We start from the raw sequence: 13,777 nt of genomic DNA on the forward strand, positions 1-13,777 counted from the left end.
ACGAGGAATCAATGCTACGTAGATACGTACTGAGCGCTCTGACATTTCTGCTGTTCGCCGTAGCAGCGTTCTTTCTGTTCTCGCCCGATCTCGGTACCATGGAGCTGCGCGCCTACAGGGCATACTGTCTCAAGGCCGCTGGCATCAGTATCGCCGGCCTCTCGCTGTATGTTGCCGGCACGGCGACGCTGGCCCGCGAGATGAAACACGGTTATTTTCTGACGCTCCTGCCCGTGGTCGGATTTGCCGTTACGGGATATCTCACATTCAAGCACAACGATACGTTACGCAAAGAGATTCAAGATCTGCGCCGCCAGGAAGTGGAACGCATTCTGGAACGTCATGCCGAAGAAGAATGGTCGGAGCACAGACAATAAACCCGAACCACACCCGTCACTACCCCTAACTACGGAACGAAGGCATCCTGTAGATCGACGGCGCCCGGAAGGTTCTGGCCGTACATACGAACGCAGATGAGCGGATACTCCGTCATCGGGCACGGCGCAGACATGATAGCAATGACGCAACCGGCAAGGGCGTTCTTCTCCAGCTCATCGATCACAAACAGCGGAATGGGCGGAACGGACCCGCACTCCGAGCGCTTGTATTCGATGGCGACTAAGAGATCAATATTGGCCTCAGTCGGCTCTATCTTCTCGACGACGCAGGACGAAAGAAGCGGAACAAAAATAATCAAGACAAAAAACACAAAATGGCGCGTGCGGAACGGCTTACGCATATTTAAGAATCGCTTCATGATCAAAACCTCATCGTATACGAGATGGGCATGAAGTTCACTTCCATCTTACTGCGTGAATGACGTCTGTCGGCCTTGTAGGCCTGGAATTGATAGGCGAAGATGATCACATCCCACCAGAAATGCAGGGCGATGCCTTCGCGAATATCGCCGCCGTTCTTATGCTGCATGAAAGCAAAGTAATAACCGTACATCGTCTGCGGTAGAACGGAACCGACCGGAGCGCCACCCTGTAGATGCGCGAGGCCGAACAGCGTGCCCGAAATGAGACCGCCTGTGAACGGACCGTGACGTCGCGAAAGCGTATGGTTCATATAGCCGCGAAAAAACGCCTCTTCGGCGACGGCGGCGTTCATAGACTGATAGACCGTTAAGAACTCCCGGGTGCCGTCGTTCATAAATCGATCGTTAACCAGTGTTGTGTCATTATACGGACCGCTTGATCCGATGGCGCCGGCAAGAACGGCAAGCGGCACATATACCCAGGGGCTTGAAAGATACTTCCATTGAAAAGGAGCGATCAGCAACTCTTCGATGCGCTCATCATGCCGTCCGGCGCCGGCGTCCCGATAGCTCGAATATACGGAATAAAAGATCGTGCTCTGCGCCATCAGCCCGTAAGCGCCCGCCATCTCGGTGCGCGTGTTGGTACGGTTGTATTCACCGTATTCGACCAGCGGATTTGTTTCGGCGATCTTTCCGTCTTTGATCATGCGCATCTGCCGATCGTAGGCAGTCTCAAGCGAAAAAGGAGCCATCGTATACAGTGCGTTATCTGAATAAAGAACGCCCTGTCTGGCTAACTCTCGTCCGAGCAGCACCTCTTCCAGATCATAGGTCACACGACGATCCTCGAATTCGATGTAGTCATCTTTAGAGGCAAGCGTGCCCGCCGATGCGATCGAGCCTGAAAAAAGCCCGAACTGAAACATGGCCGTGCCGTAGTTTCCGAGAGCGGCCTGCCCGAGTCCGGGCACGATACCGAGAAGAGCGGCCTTATTCGGGCTGATGCTGCCACGATGCGGCGCCGGAATCGAGCGATCCCACCAGGCGGGTTTTTCCGGGGCGGGTTGCGGCTCGTCGGGGCTCTGCGCGAAAAGCGACGTCGGCCCGACGAAGAAAGGCCCCGCGAACAGGAGCAAAGTAATAAGAGAACAGAGATATGTACGCTGCACCACGTCTTTATTCCAATGACGGAGAAATCCCGTCAATCGATTTCTCTATATAGATCATCTGCCTCTAAGCAGAATGTTTTATTCTCCCACGATCGGATGCGGCAGCTTCAGTCTGGCAAAGCGACGCAGATCCTTTTCGGCGAACCAACCGGCGTTCATCTCGATGGCGTAGAGCGCCGGCGACGAAGAGCTGTAGATCCGCGCGCCGTCGTCGGGATCCATACGCTGCACGTCGACGAGAAAGCCCTGCGAATCAAAAAAGGCGACATCAAGGGGGACGAGCGTGTTCTTCATCCAGAAAGACTGGATCTTCTCTTCGGGAAAGACGAAAAGCATGCCCTCATCCTTTCCGAGGGAGGTGCGATGCATGAGGCCCTGCTGTCGCTCTTCTTTTGTGCGAACGACCTCGACCCGGGCGGGAATGCCGCCGATCTCGATTTCGATGCGGCTTCGCGGCCACAGATCTCCGGAAACAAGAGAACAGGAGGATGCAAGGAAGAGCAGCAGTACAATCGCCGGTCGGATCAGTGGCATAGAACTCTCTTAGCCGGATCAGAGCGGCTGGCAAGCAAAACTGTGTCCCATATTTTCGGATGCCGCAGAGTGCTTCTGATCAAGCCCGTTCGAGTCCGCACTGGCTCACGCCAACCCGCGCTCTATACGCTTTGTGCGCTTAACGAAAACGGGCCGCCTCTGATGCAGGCGACCCGTTAGCCGACGATACTCAAGCGGATGTCAGGCAGCCATCGAACCAACGCAGCCACCCGTTCTTCTAAAGCTTACTGGAAGTGCAGGATGATCTCACCGCGCTTCACCGCATCGACGACGATCTTTTTGCCCGTATCACGCACGACAAAGAACATGCGCGGATCTTCGCCATAAAAAGCGAGCGTATCACGCAGCGCAAACTCACGTCCCGGATACGTCACCTCCCAGATCAGCTCGTTTGAGTCGGCGCTGATCTCGTTCACCTCTTTTACGGCGGTACGCTCGACCAGGTCGTCGCGGAACGTTCCGGCGCCTTTCTGATCGAGTCCGCGTACACGCATGACGATGACGTTATTGCGCGTCATCTCGGACCACTTCGATTTCAGAGTACTGTCGAGAAACTTTGCAAATCCACCTGGTTGCTTGATCGGATCCTTCGCCGTTCCGACAGAGAATCGAATCACTGAAGCCTGCGCGGCCGCTATATCGGTCACATGCGCTCCGCCCATCGCTTCACGATAGCTTCCAAGCACGCTGCCGCGTCCCCAGAGCGCAAGGATCGTCAGCGTTCCGGTCGCCTGATAACTTTTCATCTGCGGTTGTGCCGATGCCTGCGGGTTGGAATCGATCGTCCCGATGACAAGCACGTCAGCGCCCGCTGCCATGGCGCGATCTTTCAAAATATCGGGCAGTTTGGACGGATCGGCGGCTGCCAGCTCTTCGTTGAAGCCGCCGGTGACGACCGATCGCGAATCGATGATTGTATAACCCTTCGAGATCAGGAAGTTCTGCAACTGAGACGACGCCTGTCCGCTGCGCGAGGTGAAGCCTTCGACTTTTTTGGCGGCGCCGGCAAGGTTGTACTCTTCGCGAATCAGAATCATGACTTTAGGGTTACCGACAAGCTTCTTCATCGTGTCGATCGTGCTCTGGATATCGACCTTGCTGACGTTGAAGCGCACGAAAAGCTTCATCATCTTGATCGTATCAAGCATGTATTCCTTTTCGTCGATGATCTGATCGTTCTTGCAGATGCCCTGAGCCTGAGCAAAGATCTCTGTGCCCGTCGACTGTCCGTCGCCGACGCCGCTATGGGCGGCCACGGTGCTGCCGATGCATTTCTCAACGGCCTTACGGCAGGCATCTTCTTTCGCCTTCATACGAGTAGCCGATACGCTTGTGAACAGAGGGGCCTCGCCGTAGACGGTGATCTGCCCGTTTAAACATTCGGATTGAAAACTGCCGCGCTGACCGGAATCGTCGGTCGTGCTTCCGCTGCCGCAATGAGCGGTAAATGCAAGCATCAGGGCAAGGCCTGCGCTCAGAACAAGAGGTCTTTTCATCATAGCTCCGATTAGACGGGCCCTGCAAGGAAAAGCAATAGTTTTTTGTAAGTCGGAGATGGGCCGGCAGAGCAGCTGGTGGCCTCGTTTGAGTAATCCGATCGCCTTTCTGAACAATTGCCGGATTTCGCTTGCGCGGCGCGGATCACCCCGTTTTCTTCGCGCGCTTCTGTGAATACATGCGTCTGTCGGCAATTTCAATGAGGGATTCGAGGCCTTCGGCATCTTCCGGAAAAGAGGCATAGCCTGTGCTTCCACTCAGTGTGACGGTCATATTTTCAAAAGAGAACGGTCTGGCAACCCGCTCGTCGATGCGCTCCAGAAGCCCCAGAATATCCATATCACGCTCCACTTTGTAGAAAATAATCCCAAACTCATCGCCGCCCAACCTCGCGACCGTATCGGTATCTCCCACAGCGGCCTTGAGACGCAGGGCAAACTCTCTGATCGCCGCATCACCCGCCCTGTGGCTCAGCGTATCGTTGATCGATTTCAATCCGTCCATATCAATCATAAGAACGGCGAATCTCTCTTTTTGGCGAACGGCCTGAGCGAGGCGCTGGCGCATCCGATCATAAAACAACGCTCTGTTCGCCACATCGGTCAGGTGATCGTATGTGGCGCGACGGAACATCTCGTCAGATTCAAAGCGAGCGGCGTTATACATGGAAGATGCGATCAGATCAGAGATCAGATTGAGCACTTCCATATCGGCTTCGTCGAAAGCATGAGGCTGCGCCGAAAGCACCTTAATGACGCCGACGACGATATCGCCATCCTTGAGCGGCATAACGATCATGGATCGAAGACCAACCTTGCGGCATGCCTCCCTGTCGACTCGTGAATCTGACTCAGAGTCCTTGCAAAGCAAAGCCTCTCCTACGGTAACGCAAAGACCTGAAAGACTGCCATGTACCGGAACACGCAGACCCAGCTGTCCCTCTGCAATGCCTGATGCAGCCCTGTAAACCATATCATCGCCTTCAGCCAATTCAATCACCGCTCCGTCGGCCTTCATCAGAGTCTGCATGCGCATCACAACGAGAGCCATGACGGCGCCAAGGTCCAGCCCGAGCCTCACAACCTCGGTTTGAATCTGAATGATTCGAAGCATCTTTTCGGGGAGAATACTCATCATATATCAATAATCAGAGGAGATATGTGCGTCAATTCATGAAACCTATTTCGAAATTCTACCGAGTCATAGTTCGAGAATTGCCAAAGAGCCGTATTCCTGAGAGTCAACGGCACTCTGGGGGATGAAACAACAGTCTGGCCAGGCGCAGGCCGCCCCGACGCCGGCGACGATCTTTTCGCTCTTTCATGACGGACGCTTCGTAACGACCGATCTCAGCGTCTGCATGGATAGCCGGTTCGACAGGATTGTGGGAGGGTGAACTTTTTCGTGTGGACAAAGTCCGGACGTATGCCATCATTGCATCATGGCCCTTCGAGAAACCACCAAGCAGGACCGAATCGAGCTCAGAGTCAACCAGCGCCAGAAGGCCCTCATAGAAGAGGCGGCGAGTCTGAGCGGCATGAGTTTAAGTTCCTACATGCTTGCAAAAGCGCTCAAATCGGCGCGACAGGAGATCCAGGAAGCCGAAATCATCCGGCTTTCTGATCGTGATCGCGATCTGTTTCTCAAAGCTCTGGATACGGCCCCAAAACCCAGCGCCAGACTAAAGAAAGCGGTAAAAAGGTTTCACGACCGGTGAGTGAATTTCGGATTGTCCCGTTTTCCAGAGCGATCGACCTGCAACAGTTCGACGCCGGAGTCGATGCGCTGACCGAGTATCTCAAGAAATATGCCCGACAGAATCAGGACAGAGGCATCGGCAGGACCTACGTACTGACAGACTCCAACAACAGAGCCATCGGATACTACGTTGTGAGCATGGCCGAAGTCTCATTCGCATCCTTGCCCGACTTGGTTAAAAAGCGTGTTCCTCGCTATCCTTTACCTGCAATGCGAATTGGAAGACTTGCCGTCGATCATCGCTACCGCGGCCAGAAACTCGGCGAGATGCTTCTCGTAGACGCTTTGCAACGCTCCGTCAATCTGTTCCATCAGGTCGGTCTCTTTGCGGTGATTGTCGATGCGAAGGATGCGGTAGCAGAAGGATTCTATGAACACTTCGGCTTCAAGCATTTCGTCGATCGGCCCGCCTCGCTATTCCTGCCAATGGGAAGCATTGTGAAAGCGTTTGAATCCTGAGGCGACTCAGGCCGATATCAAACCCAGTGCCTTCGCAGTTTGGATGCTTTTTATATCTTTCTCATGCAGCCGTTCCGCTTCCTCCAGGTCATACAGATTTTGTAGATTGAGCCAGAAGGCCGCGGGAATCTCGAAGAACTTGCCGAGCTTCAGCGCTGTTTCAGCAGAAATGCCGCGTTCGCCTCTAACGATCTGCCCGAGGCGAGTCTGCGATAGGCCTGTCTCTTGAGAGAGACGGTAGACCGATATCTCCATCGGAACCAGAAACTCTTCTTTAAGGATTTCGCCGGGATGTATATTCTTCAGTCGCTTCATATTCGCCTCATTCAGTGATAGTCTGTGATCTCTACGTCATGCAGACCTTGCCCTATCAACTACGGTAGACTGTATCGCTATTGAGCCAGCGCCGAAATCTACTAAAGCAACCGAGCAATTGCGGCTTGATCTTGAGCAGAAATCTGCGGAACCCGCCTCTCTCGATCCTTTTTGATCTGATTTATTAGCTGGTCAAAATCATATAGGGTAACCTTACCGATGTCCAGACCGAGCTTGCGAACAGATAGCTTAAAAATGATGGATTGCCCCCTTTTTGGATCGAAAACCGTGGAAGTGGTTTCCTTGGGAAAGCTGTCATCAATCACCATCCGTACATTTCGAAGTTCTGTCGCCTCCCATAGGAAGGTAAGCAAGGTCTCACGTCCAAACCAGCCAAAACCATTACTCTCCCAGTGGTCCTGTCGGTCCGTCGTGGCCCTGTCGCACAGTATCAAGATTTCTGCAAGTATCGTGTAAGGAAAATCCTGATAGGAATGAACCGCAATGATTCGCATAAAGAAGAGATCATCGTAATCCTTTCCCCAATCCAAGCCCCAATCAGTATAATGACGCAAGTCAGCTATTCTGCCCTGAGATGAATTCGCAGCTTGCGCTAATGATTCGCTTAGCTGTTGAAAGCCATCATCGAAAGATCTACGGAAGTCAGCATAGAGTTTCTCTCTTAGAAAGAGAGGAATTTTACAATCATCAATCAAAATTGGGAGGAGTATGATATGACGCTCTTCAAGCTCGCGCATTAAACCTGCATTCAACTCCTTTCTGCACCACTCTGATTCGACTGCTGCTTTCGAAAGTACGATACACAAGTAATCAGCATTTTGAATAGCCTGCTGAATTCGGTCCAAGAGCGAATCACCGACTTTCAGTTCCCAGCGATCGAGCCAAACATTCATGCGCTCTTTGACAAGCTCTACTGCGAGCTTATCGACAAACGCGCTATCAGTTCTCGAGTAACTAATAAATACCGACATTTGTTAACTCCACTCCGCTGATATTGTTACCGTCGCCTGCAAGGTGTACCCGAGTCCGGACGGTCCGGTCCATGGAATCCATAAACTCCAGACGTTATCTACGACCCATGTGCCTCGTCCTCTCGAGCCGAGTCCTAGGTGGCAAATCGGTAGTTATCGGCATGGAATAACGCAGTGGCTACTGGATGCGAGTATCGGCTATTTGATCCAGACCGAAATCAACTGCAGAGCAAAACCAGCTATCAATGCAACGAGCCCGCTTTTTGTCCATATGTGCCGCTTGCTCTCTGCTCCCTCTTCGGCTTTCTGAATGTCGCCCTCGTCCCAGGTTTGACCTGACGGGCGCCACGGCACCTCTTTCCACCAAAGTATGGACACACCCACGATATCAAGACATAGGCCTGCACTGGCAAAGATTGTACTGCTTTCCATCCTTCTACACTCTTCTCGACCGCTCTCCAGCGCTCGTCCCTTGTACACACTTATCTACGCACTTGTCAATAACAAAATATTGACCAAGGATACTCATCCCCCTCTCACCAGCCGCTCCATCGCATCGATGGCAAGGGCATAGTTATCCGAAGTGCGGCCGATCTTCGCGCCGAGTATGCCGCCTTCAAGCAGCATGAAGGCGACCGTGGCCAGCTTCTCTGTATCGGTCGGAGGCATCTCGGCGGCGGCGATGGCTGCGTCAAAGACGGACTTGAAACGCGCCCTTGCATCGCCATAGATGCGATGCAGGATGCGATGGAAGTCCTCGTCGACGTTGCTCATCTCCTGAATGAGATTGGCGACGGGGCATCCGCGGCTGAGATCCAGTCGTCCCATTTCGCGAAGGCTTGCGAAAAGGTTATCAAGATAGGGAGGCTCCACATCCGGAACGAGGATCTGCAGTCTCTCTTCCATCATTGCCATCGCCATCTCTTTCTTACTCTGAAAGAAATGATACATCGAGCCTTTGTTGATGCCGGCCTTGCCGAGGATGGCCGACAGCGACGCTCCCTGATAGCCATGCGTGAAGATCTCGTCGAAGGTGATGTCGATCAGTCGTGCCCTTGTATCGTGCCTCATTTTTCTCATCCTCCGAAAAAAATCCGCGCCCACTTGACCGATCGGTCAGATTACACTATACTGAATTTGACCGATTGGTCAAGTCACTTATCACACCACCAGAGAGGATTTCATAATGATAGTAGTAACAGCAGCATCGGGCCAGCTCGGACGGCTTGTCGTCCAGGAGCTCTTAAAATCGGTGCCGGCCGCAGAGATCGTTGCCGGAGTCCGTTCTCCCGAAAAGGCGAAGGATCTTGCGGGCACAGGCGTGCAGGTGCGCGAACTCGACTACACAAAGCCAGAGACGATTCAGGCCGCCCTTGCCGGCGTGAAGAAACTGCTTCTGATCTCGTCTAACGCAGTCGGATCGCGGGCCGCCGAACATAAAAACGTAATTGATGCGGCAAAAAAGGTCGGAGTGGAGCTCATCGCCTACACGAGCATATTGCATGCCGACACGACTCCGATGATTCTCGCGCAGGAGCATAAAGAGACCGAGGCCATGATCAAGGCGTCGGGACTGCCTTACGTTTTTCTTCGCAACGGATGGTACACCGAGAACTACACGGCCAATATCGCTCCAGTCCTTCAGCATGGCGCCGTTCTCGGATCGGCGAAAGACGGTAAGTTTTCGTTAGCCGCCCGGGCCGACTACGCAGCGGCCGCGGCGAAGGTTCTAACGCTGGATAACCAGGCCGGCAAGATCTACGAGCTGGCCGGCGACGTCGCCTATACGCTTGCCGATTATGCCGCCGAGATCGCGAAGCAGACGGGCAAGACCATCGTTTACAGTGATATGCCCGAGGCCGACTACGCGAAAGTTCTGGTCAGCGTCGGACTGCCCGAAGGCTTCGCGAGCGTGCTCGCCGACTGCGACACCGGCGCCTCGAAGGGAGCGCTCTTTGAAGACAGCAAAACGCTGAGCAAGCTGATCGGTCGTGCGACGACTCCGATCGCCGAGTCGATTAAGGCTGCGCTGTAAGAGCTTTGCAAGATAGTAGATGCCCTGGTCGCGCTATACTGGCCAGGGCTTGTGCTGTATCGATGCAGATACTCTGGTCTATGCTGTGTGATCCTGCATCTTAGTTCGTGAGCCTAATCAGCGTTGCACGCCCGCCGGGCACCTTCATGAAGATCTGGCAGACGCAGGTCTCGGCGGTGGCAGTGGCCGCGGTTCGAGAGATGCAATCAGATGAATCGTTATCGGCAGCACAACATGCTGTGACACCACGCTGCCATCCTCGGGTTACCGGAGTGACCCGATCCATCCAGCGTTTTTCTTCCGGGTTTACAAAGCCTGACGGACTTTCCTCCTGCATATTCTGAATAGAGTACAGTAAAGCGGCAACAAACTTTTCTTCTTGCACACGTTTTCGGACCGACAACTCACAGCTTGCAGCCATCTCCGCCAAATCACCGTGGTCTATGGCTCGCTGAGATGAAGCGCCGTACTCTATCAAATAAAGATACTCCGACAATCGGTCCCTATCATCACAGTGAGCTGGGATATGCGCCTCGCTTGCCGCTGCATAGGGAGCGCACGACCAGCCCTCGAAGTAGCGCTCCAGAACAGCGGGCTCAACTTGCCCGTGAACACAAGACGCAAAGAGAAGAAGCATGACAATGGACCATGCTGTGTGATGCTTGGGATTCGTTTTCATTTCGCGGATACGGTTCACAGTTTTACTCATTTATTTTTCACGAGAAAGCGGCTTATACGGGATGCTATTATCGAGAGGCTCTTCACTGAACCAGCGATAGAAGACCTGATTCTCTGGCTTCAAGCGTTCTTCAAGGGGTACAGCTTCGTCCTCGAATGACTCGCATAGTTTGATCAGCTTTGTTCGATCTTCAAACGTATGCGACCAAAACCGGCCGAGCGAATCCCTGTAAGTATTCAGGCGATAACTTTCAAAGTACGAAGCATGCTCACGAAGGTTCAAGAAGCCTATAAATTTGCCATTCATAGTATAAGCAGCTGCTCGTTTCGGTACAAAGGTCATCCGCCTTGCATCGACAACGACATCACCGACCGTAACTAATTGAAGTTCGTCATAGTTCTGGCCGTCTAACCGCAACCGGGGCAGAAATGGTAGGTGATGACGCCATTCCACAAAATGCCGAGCGCCCATCAGGGGGATAGGGCCATCGTCCCATTCAGAGAAAATGTTGCATTCAATAAGATGCGGAACCAACTTCCGGTCTATCCGATCCTCCAGAAGAAGATCTGATCGCTGCACCCAGCAACCAGCCGAAAGGGAAAACCAGACTGCGGACCCGCTTCGCTTCAGGGAATGGCTGCCCGTGATGCTGTAGATTTCGCCGAAGCGAAGATCCAAATTTGTGGCTGCGTCTATGCGAGGCTGTGCGCGACAGGGAACGCCCTCGCCATAAACGATGGCCAGCCGCGGTACTGCCAGAAGGGGCGCTCCGAAGAGCATTATAACCATGAACAGTAATTGTTTCATATGCCCCCACTATCAGCCACTACCCTTCGTCTGGATCGCAGGCCGAAATCTTTTTGTTTCCCTTTTCCACGCGTTGTCGCCCGAGCTACTCCGGCCAGTATCTCTGCCAGATTTTCCTCTTGCCTGTCCGGACTCCGTCGTGTATTCATAGGACATTCTGCACGGGAATCCACGATGGCTCAACAAAAGTTTTCTTCTCTCAGCGACGATCTTGACGAGGTAATACGACTGCTTCCTGTCGCCGCTTTTCTGATGGACGAACTGGGACGCATCCTTTTCGCAAACGAACGATTTCGTTCTATGGTCGCCCCTCCCGCCGCAGAGGATTTGACCATTTTCGATCTCATGCAGCTCGGGACGAGCGACACACAACGCGACACCTTCAGGGACATCCTTGCGCAAAGTCATGATGTTCTTTCCGTGAATGCAGACGGCAAGGCACGGCATCTGCACATCCGATTTTCGGATGCGCCTCTTCAATCCAGCCAGCTGTACATCGGCATAGTCGAAGACCGCACCGATCAGTTTACGACGCTCGCCGGTCTGCGCCAGAGCGAGGATCGCCTGGAAGCGATCTTTCAGTCCACTCCGCTTGGTATGTGTATTACCGATTCAAAGGGATACTTCGAAACCGTTAACCAGGCCTACTGTCGATTGTACGGCTACACGCCCCAGGAGCTGATCGGCCGTCACTTCACCATCGTCGTTCCTGAATCCCATAAGGCGCAGCTTGCGGATCTGCATGATCGTTTTATAGAAGAGGGCGCGGAGATTCGCGGCGAGTGGGATGTGCAACGCAAAGACGGCTCGATTCTGACCATCCTCGCCGACGCCGTGCGCATCGTCGGCAGCGACGGTTCCTATAAAAAGGTGACGTTCGCTATGGATATCACCGACAAGAAACGCGCCGAACGTCTGAAAGAAGATATCGAACAGATTACGCGTCACGATATCAAGTCGCCTCTGTCGGGCATCATGAGCCTTGCTCGATTCTCTAAAACGCAGGCAGGCATTCCCGAAGACGCTCGCAGAAAATTTGGCATGATTGAAGAATCGTGTCGCAAGATCTTCGATCTGCTCAACCTCTCGCGAGGAGTGTATCTGATGGAACAGGGCGAGTACACGCTTGACGTCTCTGAGGTTAACCTTCTCTCGCTTCTTGATCAGATTGTGAGCGATCTGCATGCAGAGACGGTGGCCCGGAACATCGATCTCCGGATCGAAAATGAAACGAATCAGGCGCTCATCTTTTATGGTGAAGAGTTGCTGCTCTACTCCATGCTCAGCAATCTCATACGCAACGCCGTCGAGGCCTCTCCGGAAGGCGAGAAGATCACCGTGCGTGTCATCCCACCTCAACGAAGAGACGAGACGTTGCGGATCTGCATCCATAACAAGGGTGCCATCCCCGAATCCATCCGACCCGTATTCTTTAACAAGTATGTGACATATGGTAAAACCGGCGGGACCGGCCTCGGGACCTACAGCGCCATGCTGATTGCGCGGAGTCACGGCGGGACCATCCGCTTTGAAACGGACGATGATCGCGGCACGGAGGTCGAGGTGCTTCTGCCGACGGGATGATATATTGCGGTCTGGTTCAGCAGTGATAGGGGAGGTTGGCTATGTTTGCAGGATTCTCGTGAGTTTTCTGGTGGCTGCATCGACACAAATAGTGCAAAAAACCTCAGGATTCCAGTGGCCCTTCACCCAAGATGGTGAAGTTCCTCCATCTTCCAGCGAGATCACCCCCATTGCGATCAGCATCAGATAGACGAATATATAACAACGAGAATATCCTGTAGCATTCGCAATCGCCGACAACCTTCCCCAGTCGCGGTCATCCGGATAAAAATTCACCCGGCACAGCTCCTGCCCTTCTTCCTGATACTGCTTTTTCCATTTGCCGGTCCTCTCAAGGAAGCCCAGCTTGAAATCCAGCATAGGATCATTCATAAGCCCGGCCAGATACGAAGAAAGCGCATGATGCCCTATCTTTAGGTAGGGGCTGCGCCAGAAAAACCGCTTAAAATACGATTTCGGAATCAGCAAGGTGGAGCGGGTCCGGTAGTAGGGCTCCCCATCAATGCAAGTCTGCTCGTTCATACGAACGGAGGGTCGAAGAAAGATCGATTTGATAGAAATTTTTTTCCAGAAAAGAAGAAAACGGCAGCCACCACGCCATTACGCCCCTGTTCGTTCTCAATCATGCGCCGCTAAAAAGCCCCGCTGGGCGAAATCACAATGTCGATCGGGCAATTCACATCATATAAATATTGAAAACCTCGCGATTGAAAATCAAGCGTTCGGATTCCTTCCTGCGCCTCCTTCCATGATTCAGCCCTGAGTGAGCAAAGAAAATGGCTATCCCTCTTGATGCATCCCTGATCCAGATCTGATCCAGATCTGATCCAGATCTGATAGGGCGAATGTCAGACTCAAACCATCACCATTCTCAAACAATATCTTTCCTGTTACCACAATCTCTCTCTCGACGAAAAGGCATTCAATTGTTTGATGAAGCAGCATCGCCCCATCGCTGTCAAAATGAGAAATAAGTAAAATAGAATCCTCGGGATGCGCCATGGTCACGCCCTGCAAGAAGGAGATCTTCATGTGCTCTCTTCGGTCCATTCCGGCCATGACCACGATACTTCAGGGTCCACTCTACCAACAAAATCATGAAAGGGGCTGCCTTCATAGCCTCCAACAAACGGCTCGACTTCATTGCAGACTGCGACCATGCAA

General features: G+C 53.0%; 18 protein-coding genes. 6 read left to right on the plus strand and 12 right to left on the minus strand.

The genetic code is table 11. The features are described from left to right. Positions 1–11: 11 nt before the first annotated feature. Positions 12–377 carry a hypothetical protein gene (locus tag LEPIL_RS16120; protein WP_002774038.1) on the plus strand — a complete coding sequence of 122 codons (366 nt, stop codon included), beginning with the start codon at positions 12–14 and terminating at the stop codon, positions 375–377. 29 nt (positions 378–406) lie between these two features. Here the strand turns inward: LEPIL_RS16120 and LEPIL_RS16125 are convergent, their stop codons facing one another. The 5 genes from LEPIL_RS16125 to LEPIL_RS16145 form a co-directional block, all read right to left on the minus strand. Further along, positions 407–757 (minus strand): hypothetical protein, encoded by a 351-nt coding sequence (locus tag LEPIL_RS16125; RefSeq protein WP_002774039.1) that lies wholly within the window; start codon positions 755–757, stop codon positions 407–409. A gap of 2 nt (positions 758–759) precedes the next feature. Further along, on the minus strand, positions 760–1,932 hold the full coding sequence (locus tag LEPIL_RS16130) for a CPBP family intramembrane glutamic endopeptidase (RefSeq protein WP_143464665.1): 1,173 nt from the start codon (positions 1,930–1,932) through the stop codon (positions 760–762). Between the two features lie 78 nt (positions 1,933–2,010). Continuing rightward, entirely contained in the window at positions 2,011–2,466 is a 456-nt protein-coding gene (locus LEPIL_RS16135) for a DUF192 domain-containing protein (protein ID WP_002774041.1), read from the minus strand. Between the two features lie 245 nt (positions 2,467–2,711). Continuing rightward, on the minus strand, positions 2,712–3,986 hold the full coding sequence (locus LEPIL_RS16140; protein ID WP_040919009.1) for a hypothetical protein: 1,275 nt from the start codon (positions 3,984–3,986) through the stop codon (positions 2,712–2,714). A 142-nt stretch (positions 3,987–4,128) separates the two neighbouring features. After that, entirely contained in the window at positions 4,129–5,121 is a 993-nt protein-coding gene (locus tag LEPIL_RS16145) for a GGDEF domain-containing protein (RefSeq protein ID WP_002774043.1), read from the minus strand. 121 nt (positions 5,122–5,242) lie between these two features. Between LEPIL_RS16145 and LEPIL_RS23070 the strand changes: the two genes are divergently transcribed. Genes LEPIL_RS23070 through LEPIL_RS16155 form a run of 3 tightly spaced genes read left to right on the plus strand, consistent with a single transcriptional unit; the run spans position 5,243 to position 6,201 of the window. Then, the gene (locus tag LEPIL_RS23070; RefSeq protein ID WP_211208649.1) at positions 5,243–5,380 is read left to right on the plus strand and encodes a YoaP domain-containing protein; all 138 of its coding nucleotides are present in this window, start codon (positions 5,243–5,245) and stop codon (positions 5,378–5,380) included. Between the two features lie 45 nt (positions 5,381–5,425). Beyond that, entirely contained in the window at positions 5,426–5,701 is a 276-nt protein-coding gene (locus LEPIL_RS16150) for a type II toxin-antitoxin system TacA family antitoxin (RefSeq protein WP_002774045.1), read from the plus strand. Then, positions 5,698–6,201, plus strand: coding sequence for a GNAT family N-acetyltransferase (locus LEPIL_RS16155; protein ID WP_002774047.1), 504 nt, complete (start codon positions 5,698–5,700; stop codon positions 6,199–6,201). Before LEPIL_RS16150 ends, LEPIL_RS16155 begins: the two co-directional genes overlap by 4 nt. 6 nt (positions 6,202–6,207) lie before the next feature. Here the strand turns inward: LEPIL_RS16155 and LEPIL_RS16160 are convergent, their stop codons facing one another. From LEPIL_RS16160 to LEPIL_RS16175, 3 genes are all read right to left on the minus strand, one after another. After that, positions 6,208–6,516 (minus strand): HigA family addiction module antitoxin, encoded by a 309-nt coding sequence (locus LEPIL_RS16160; RefSeq protein ID WP_002774049.1) that lies wholly within the window; start codon positions 6,514–6,516, stop codon positions 6,208–6,210. Positions 6,517–6,617: 101 nt separating this feature from the next. Beyond that, the gene (locus LEPIL_RS16165; RefSeq protein WP_002774050.1) at positions 6,618–7,508 is read right to left on the minus strand and encodes a toll/interleukin-1 receptor domain-containing protein; all 891 of its coding nucleotides are present in this window, start codon (positions 7,506–7,508) and stop codon (positions 6,618–6,620) included. A gap of 525 nt (positions 7,509–8,033) precedes the next feature. After that, positions 8,034–8,579 (minus strand): TetR/AcrR family transcriptional regulator, encoded by a 546-nt coding sequence (locus LEPIL_RS16175; RefSeq protein WP_002774052.1) that lies wholly within the window; start codon positions 8,577–8,579, stop codon positions 8,034–8,036. Between the two features lie 115 nt (positions 8,580–8,694). Between LEPIL_RS16175 and LEPIL_RS16180 the strand changes: the two genes are divergently transcribed. Further along, positions 8,695–9,543, plus strand: coding sequence for an SDR family oxidoreductase (locus tag LEPIL_RS16180; RefSeq protein ID WP_002774053.1), 849 nt, complete (start codon positions 8,695–8,697; stop codon positions 9,541–9,543). Positions 9,544–9,643: 100 nt separating this feature from the next. Here LEPIL_RS16180 and LEPIL_RS16185 read toward each other — a convergent pair whose 3' ends face one another. Then, the gene (locus LEPIL_RS16185) at positions 9,644–10,240 is read right to left on the minus strand and encodes a hypothetical protein (protein ID WP_143464666.1); all 597 of its coding nucleotides are present in this window, start codon (positions 10,238–10,240) and stop codon (positions 9,644–9,646) included. A 12-nt stretch (positions 10,241–10,252) separates the two neighbouring features. After that, positions 10,253–11,029 (minus strand): hypothetical protein, encoded by a 777-nt coding sequence (locus LEPIL_RS16190; RefSeq protein WP_002774056.1) that lies wholly within the window; start codon positions 11,027–11,029, stop codon positions 10,253–10,255. A gap of 174 nt (positions 11,030–11,203) precedes the next feature. On the opposite strand from LEPIL_RS16190, the gene LEPIL_RS22460 reads away from it, so the two are divergent. Further along, positions 11,204–12,613 carry a PAS domain S-box protein gene (locus LEPIL_RS22460; RefSeq protein WP_002774057.1) on the plus strand — a complete coding sequence of 470 codons (1,410 nt, stop codon included), beginning with the start codon at positions 11,204–11,206 and terminating at the stop codon, positions 12,611–12,613. Positions 12,614–12,652: 39 nt separating this feature from the next. Here LEPIL_RS22460 and LEPIL_RS16200 read toward each other — a convergent pair whose 3' ends face one another. Both LEPIL_RS16200 and LEPIL_RS16205 read right to left on the minus strand, forming a co-directional pair. Then, positions 12,653–13,135, minus strand: a complete 483-nt coding sequence (locus tag LEPIL_RS16200) for a DUF1564 family protein (RefSeq protein WP_002774058.1) — start codon at positions 13,133–13,135, stop codon at positions 12,653–12,655. Between the two features lie 258 nt (positions 13,136–13,393). Beyond that, on the minus strand, positions 13,394–13,645 hold the full coding sequence (locus LEPIL_RS16205) for a hypothetical protein (RefSeq protein ID WP_143464667.1): 252 nt from the start codon (positions 13,643–13,645) through the stop codon (positions 13,394–13,396). Positions 13,646–13,777 lie beyond the last annotated feature (132 nt).

Source organism: Leptonema illini DSM 21528 (genome assembly GCF_000243335.1).
Taxonomy (GTDB): domain Bacteria; phylum Spirochaetota; class Leptospiria; order Leptospirales; family Leptonemataceae; genus Leptonema; species Leptonema illini.

Coding starts and splice junctions, on each gene's coding strand:
- LEPIL_RS16120 (WP_002774038.1), top strand. CDS start 12: ATGCTACGTAGATACGTACTGAGCGCTCTGACATTTCTGCTGTTCGCC.
- LEPIL_RS16125 (WP_002774039.1), bottom strand. CDS start 757: ATGAAGCGATTCTTAAATATGCGTAAGCCGTTCCGCACGCGCCATTTT.
- LEPIL_RS16135 (WP_002774041.1), bottom strand. CDS start 2,466: ATGCCACTGATCCGACCGGCGATTGTACTGCTGCTCTTCCTTGCATCC.
- LEPIL_RS16140 (WP_040919009.1), bottom strand. CDS start 3,986: ATGATGAAAAGACCTCTTGTTCTGAGCGCAGGCCTTGCCCTGATGCTT.
- LEPIL_RS16145 (WP_002774043.1), bottom strand. CDS start 5,121: ATGATGAGTATTCTCCCCGAAAAGATGCTTCGAATCATTCAGATTCAA.
- LEPIL_RS23070 (WP_211208649.1), top strand. CDS start 5,243: ATGAAACAACAGTCTGGCCAGGCGCAGGCCGCCCCGACGCCGGCGACG.
- LEPIL_RS16150 (WP_002774045.1), top strand. CDS start 5,426: ATGGCCCTTCGAGAAACCACCAAGCAGGACCGAATCGAGCTCAGAGTC.
- LEPIL_RS16160 (WP_002774049.1), bottom strand. CDS start 6,516: ATGAAGCGACTGAAGAATATACATCCCGGCGAAATCCTTAAAGAAGAG.
- LEPIL_RS16165 (WP_002774050.1), bottom strand. CDS start 7,508: ATGTCGGTATTTATTAGTTACTCGAGAACTGATAGCGCGTTTGTCGAT.
- LEPIL_RS16175 (WP_002774052.1), bottom strand. CDS start 8,579: ATGAGGCACGATACAAGGGCACGACTGATCGACATCACCTTCGACGAG.
- LEPIL_RS16180 (WP_002774053.1), top strand. CDS start 8,695: ATGATAGTAGTAACAGCAGCATCGGGCCAGCTCGGACGGCTTGTCGTC.
- LEPIL_RS16190 (WP_002774056.1), bottom strand. CDS start 11,029: ATGAAACAATTACTGTTCATGGTTATAATGCTCTTCGGAGCGCCCCTT.
- LEPIL_RS22460 (WP_002774057.1), top strand. CDS start 11,204: ATGGCTCAACAAAAGTTTTCTTCTCTCAGCGACGATCTTGACGAGGTA.
- LEPIL_RS16200 (WP_002774058.1), bottom strand. CDS start 13,135: ATGAACGAGCAGACTTGCATTGATGGGGAGCCCTACTACCGGACCCGC.
- LEPIL_RS16205 (WP_143464667.1), bottom strand. CDS start 13,645: ATGAAGATCTCCTTCTTGCAGGGCGTGACCATGGCGCATCCCGAGGAT.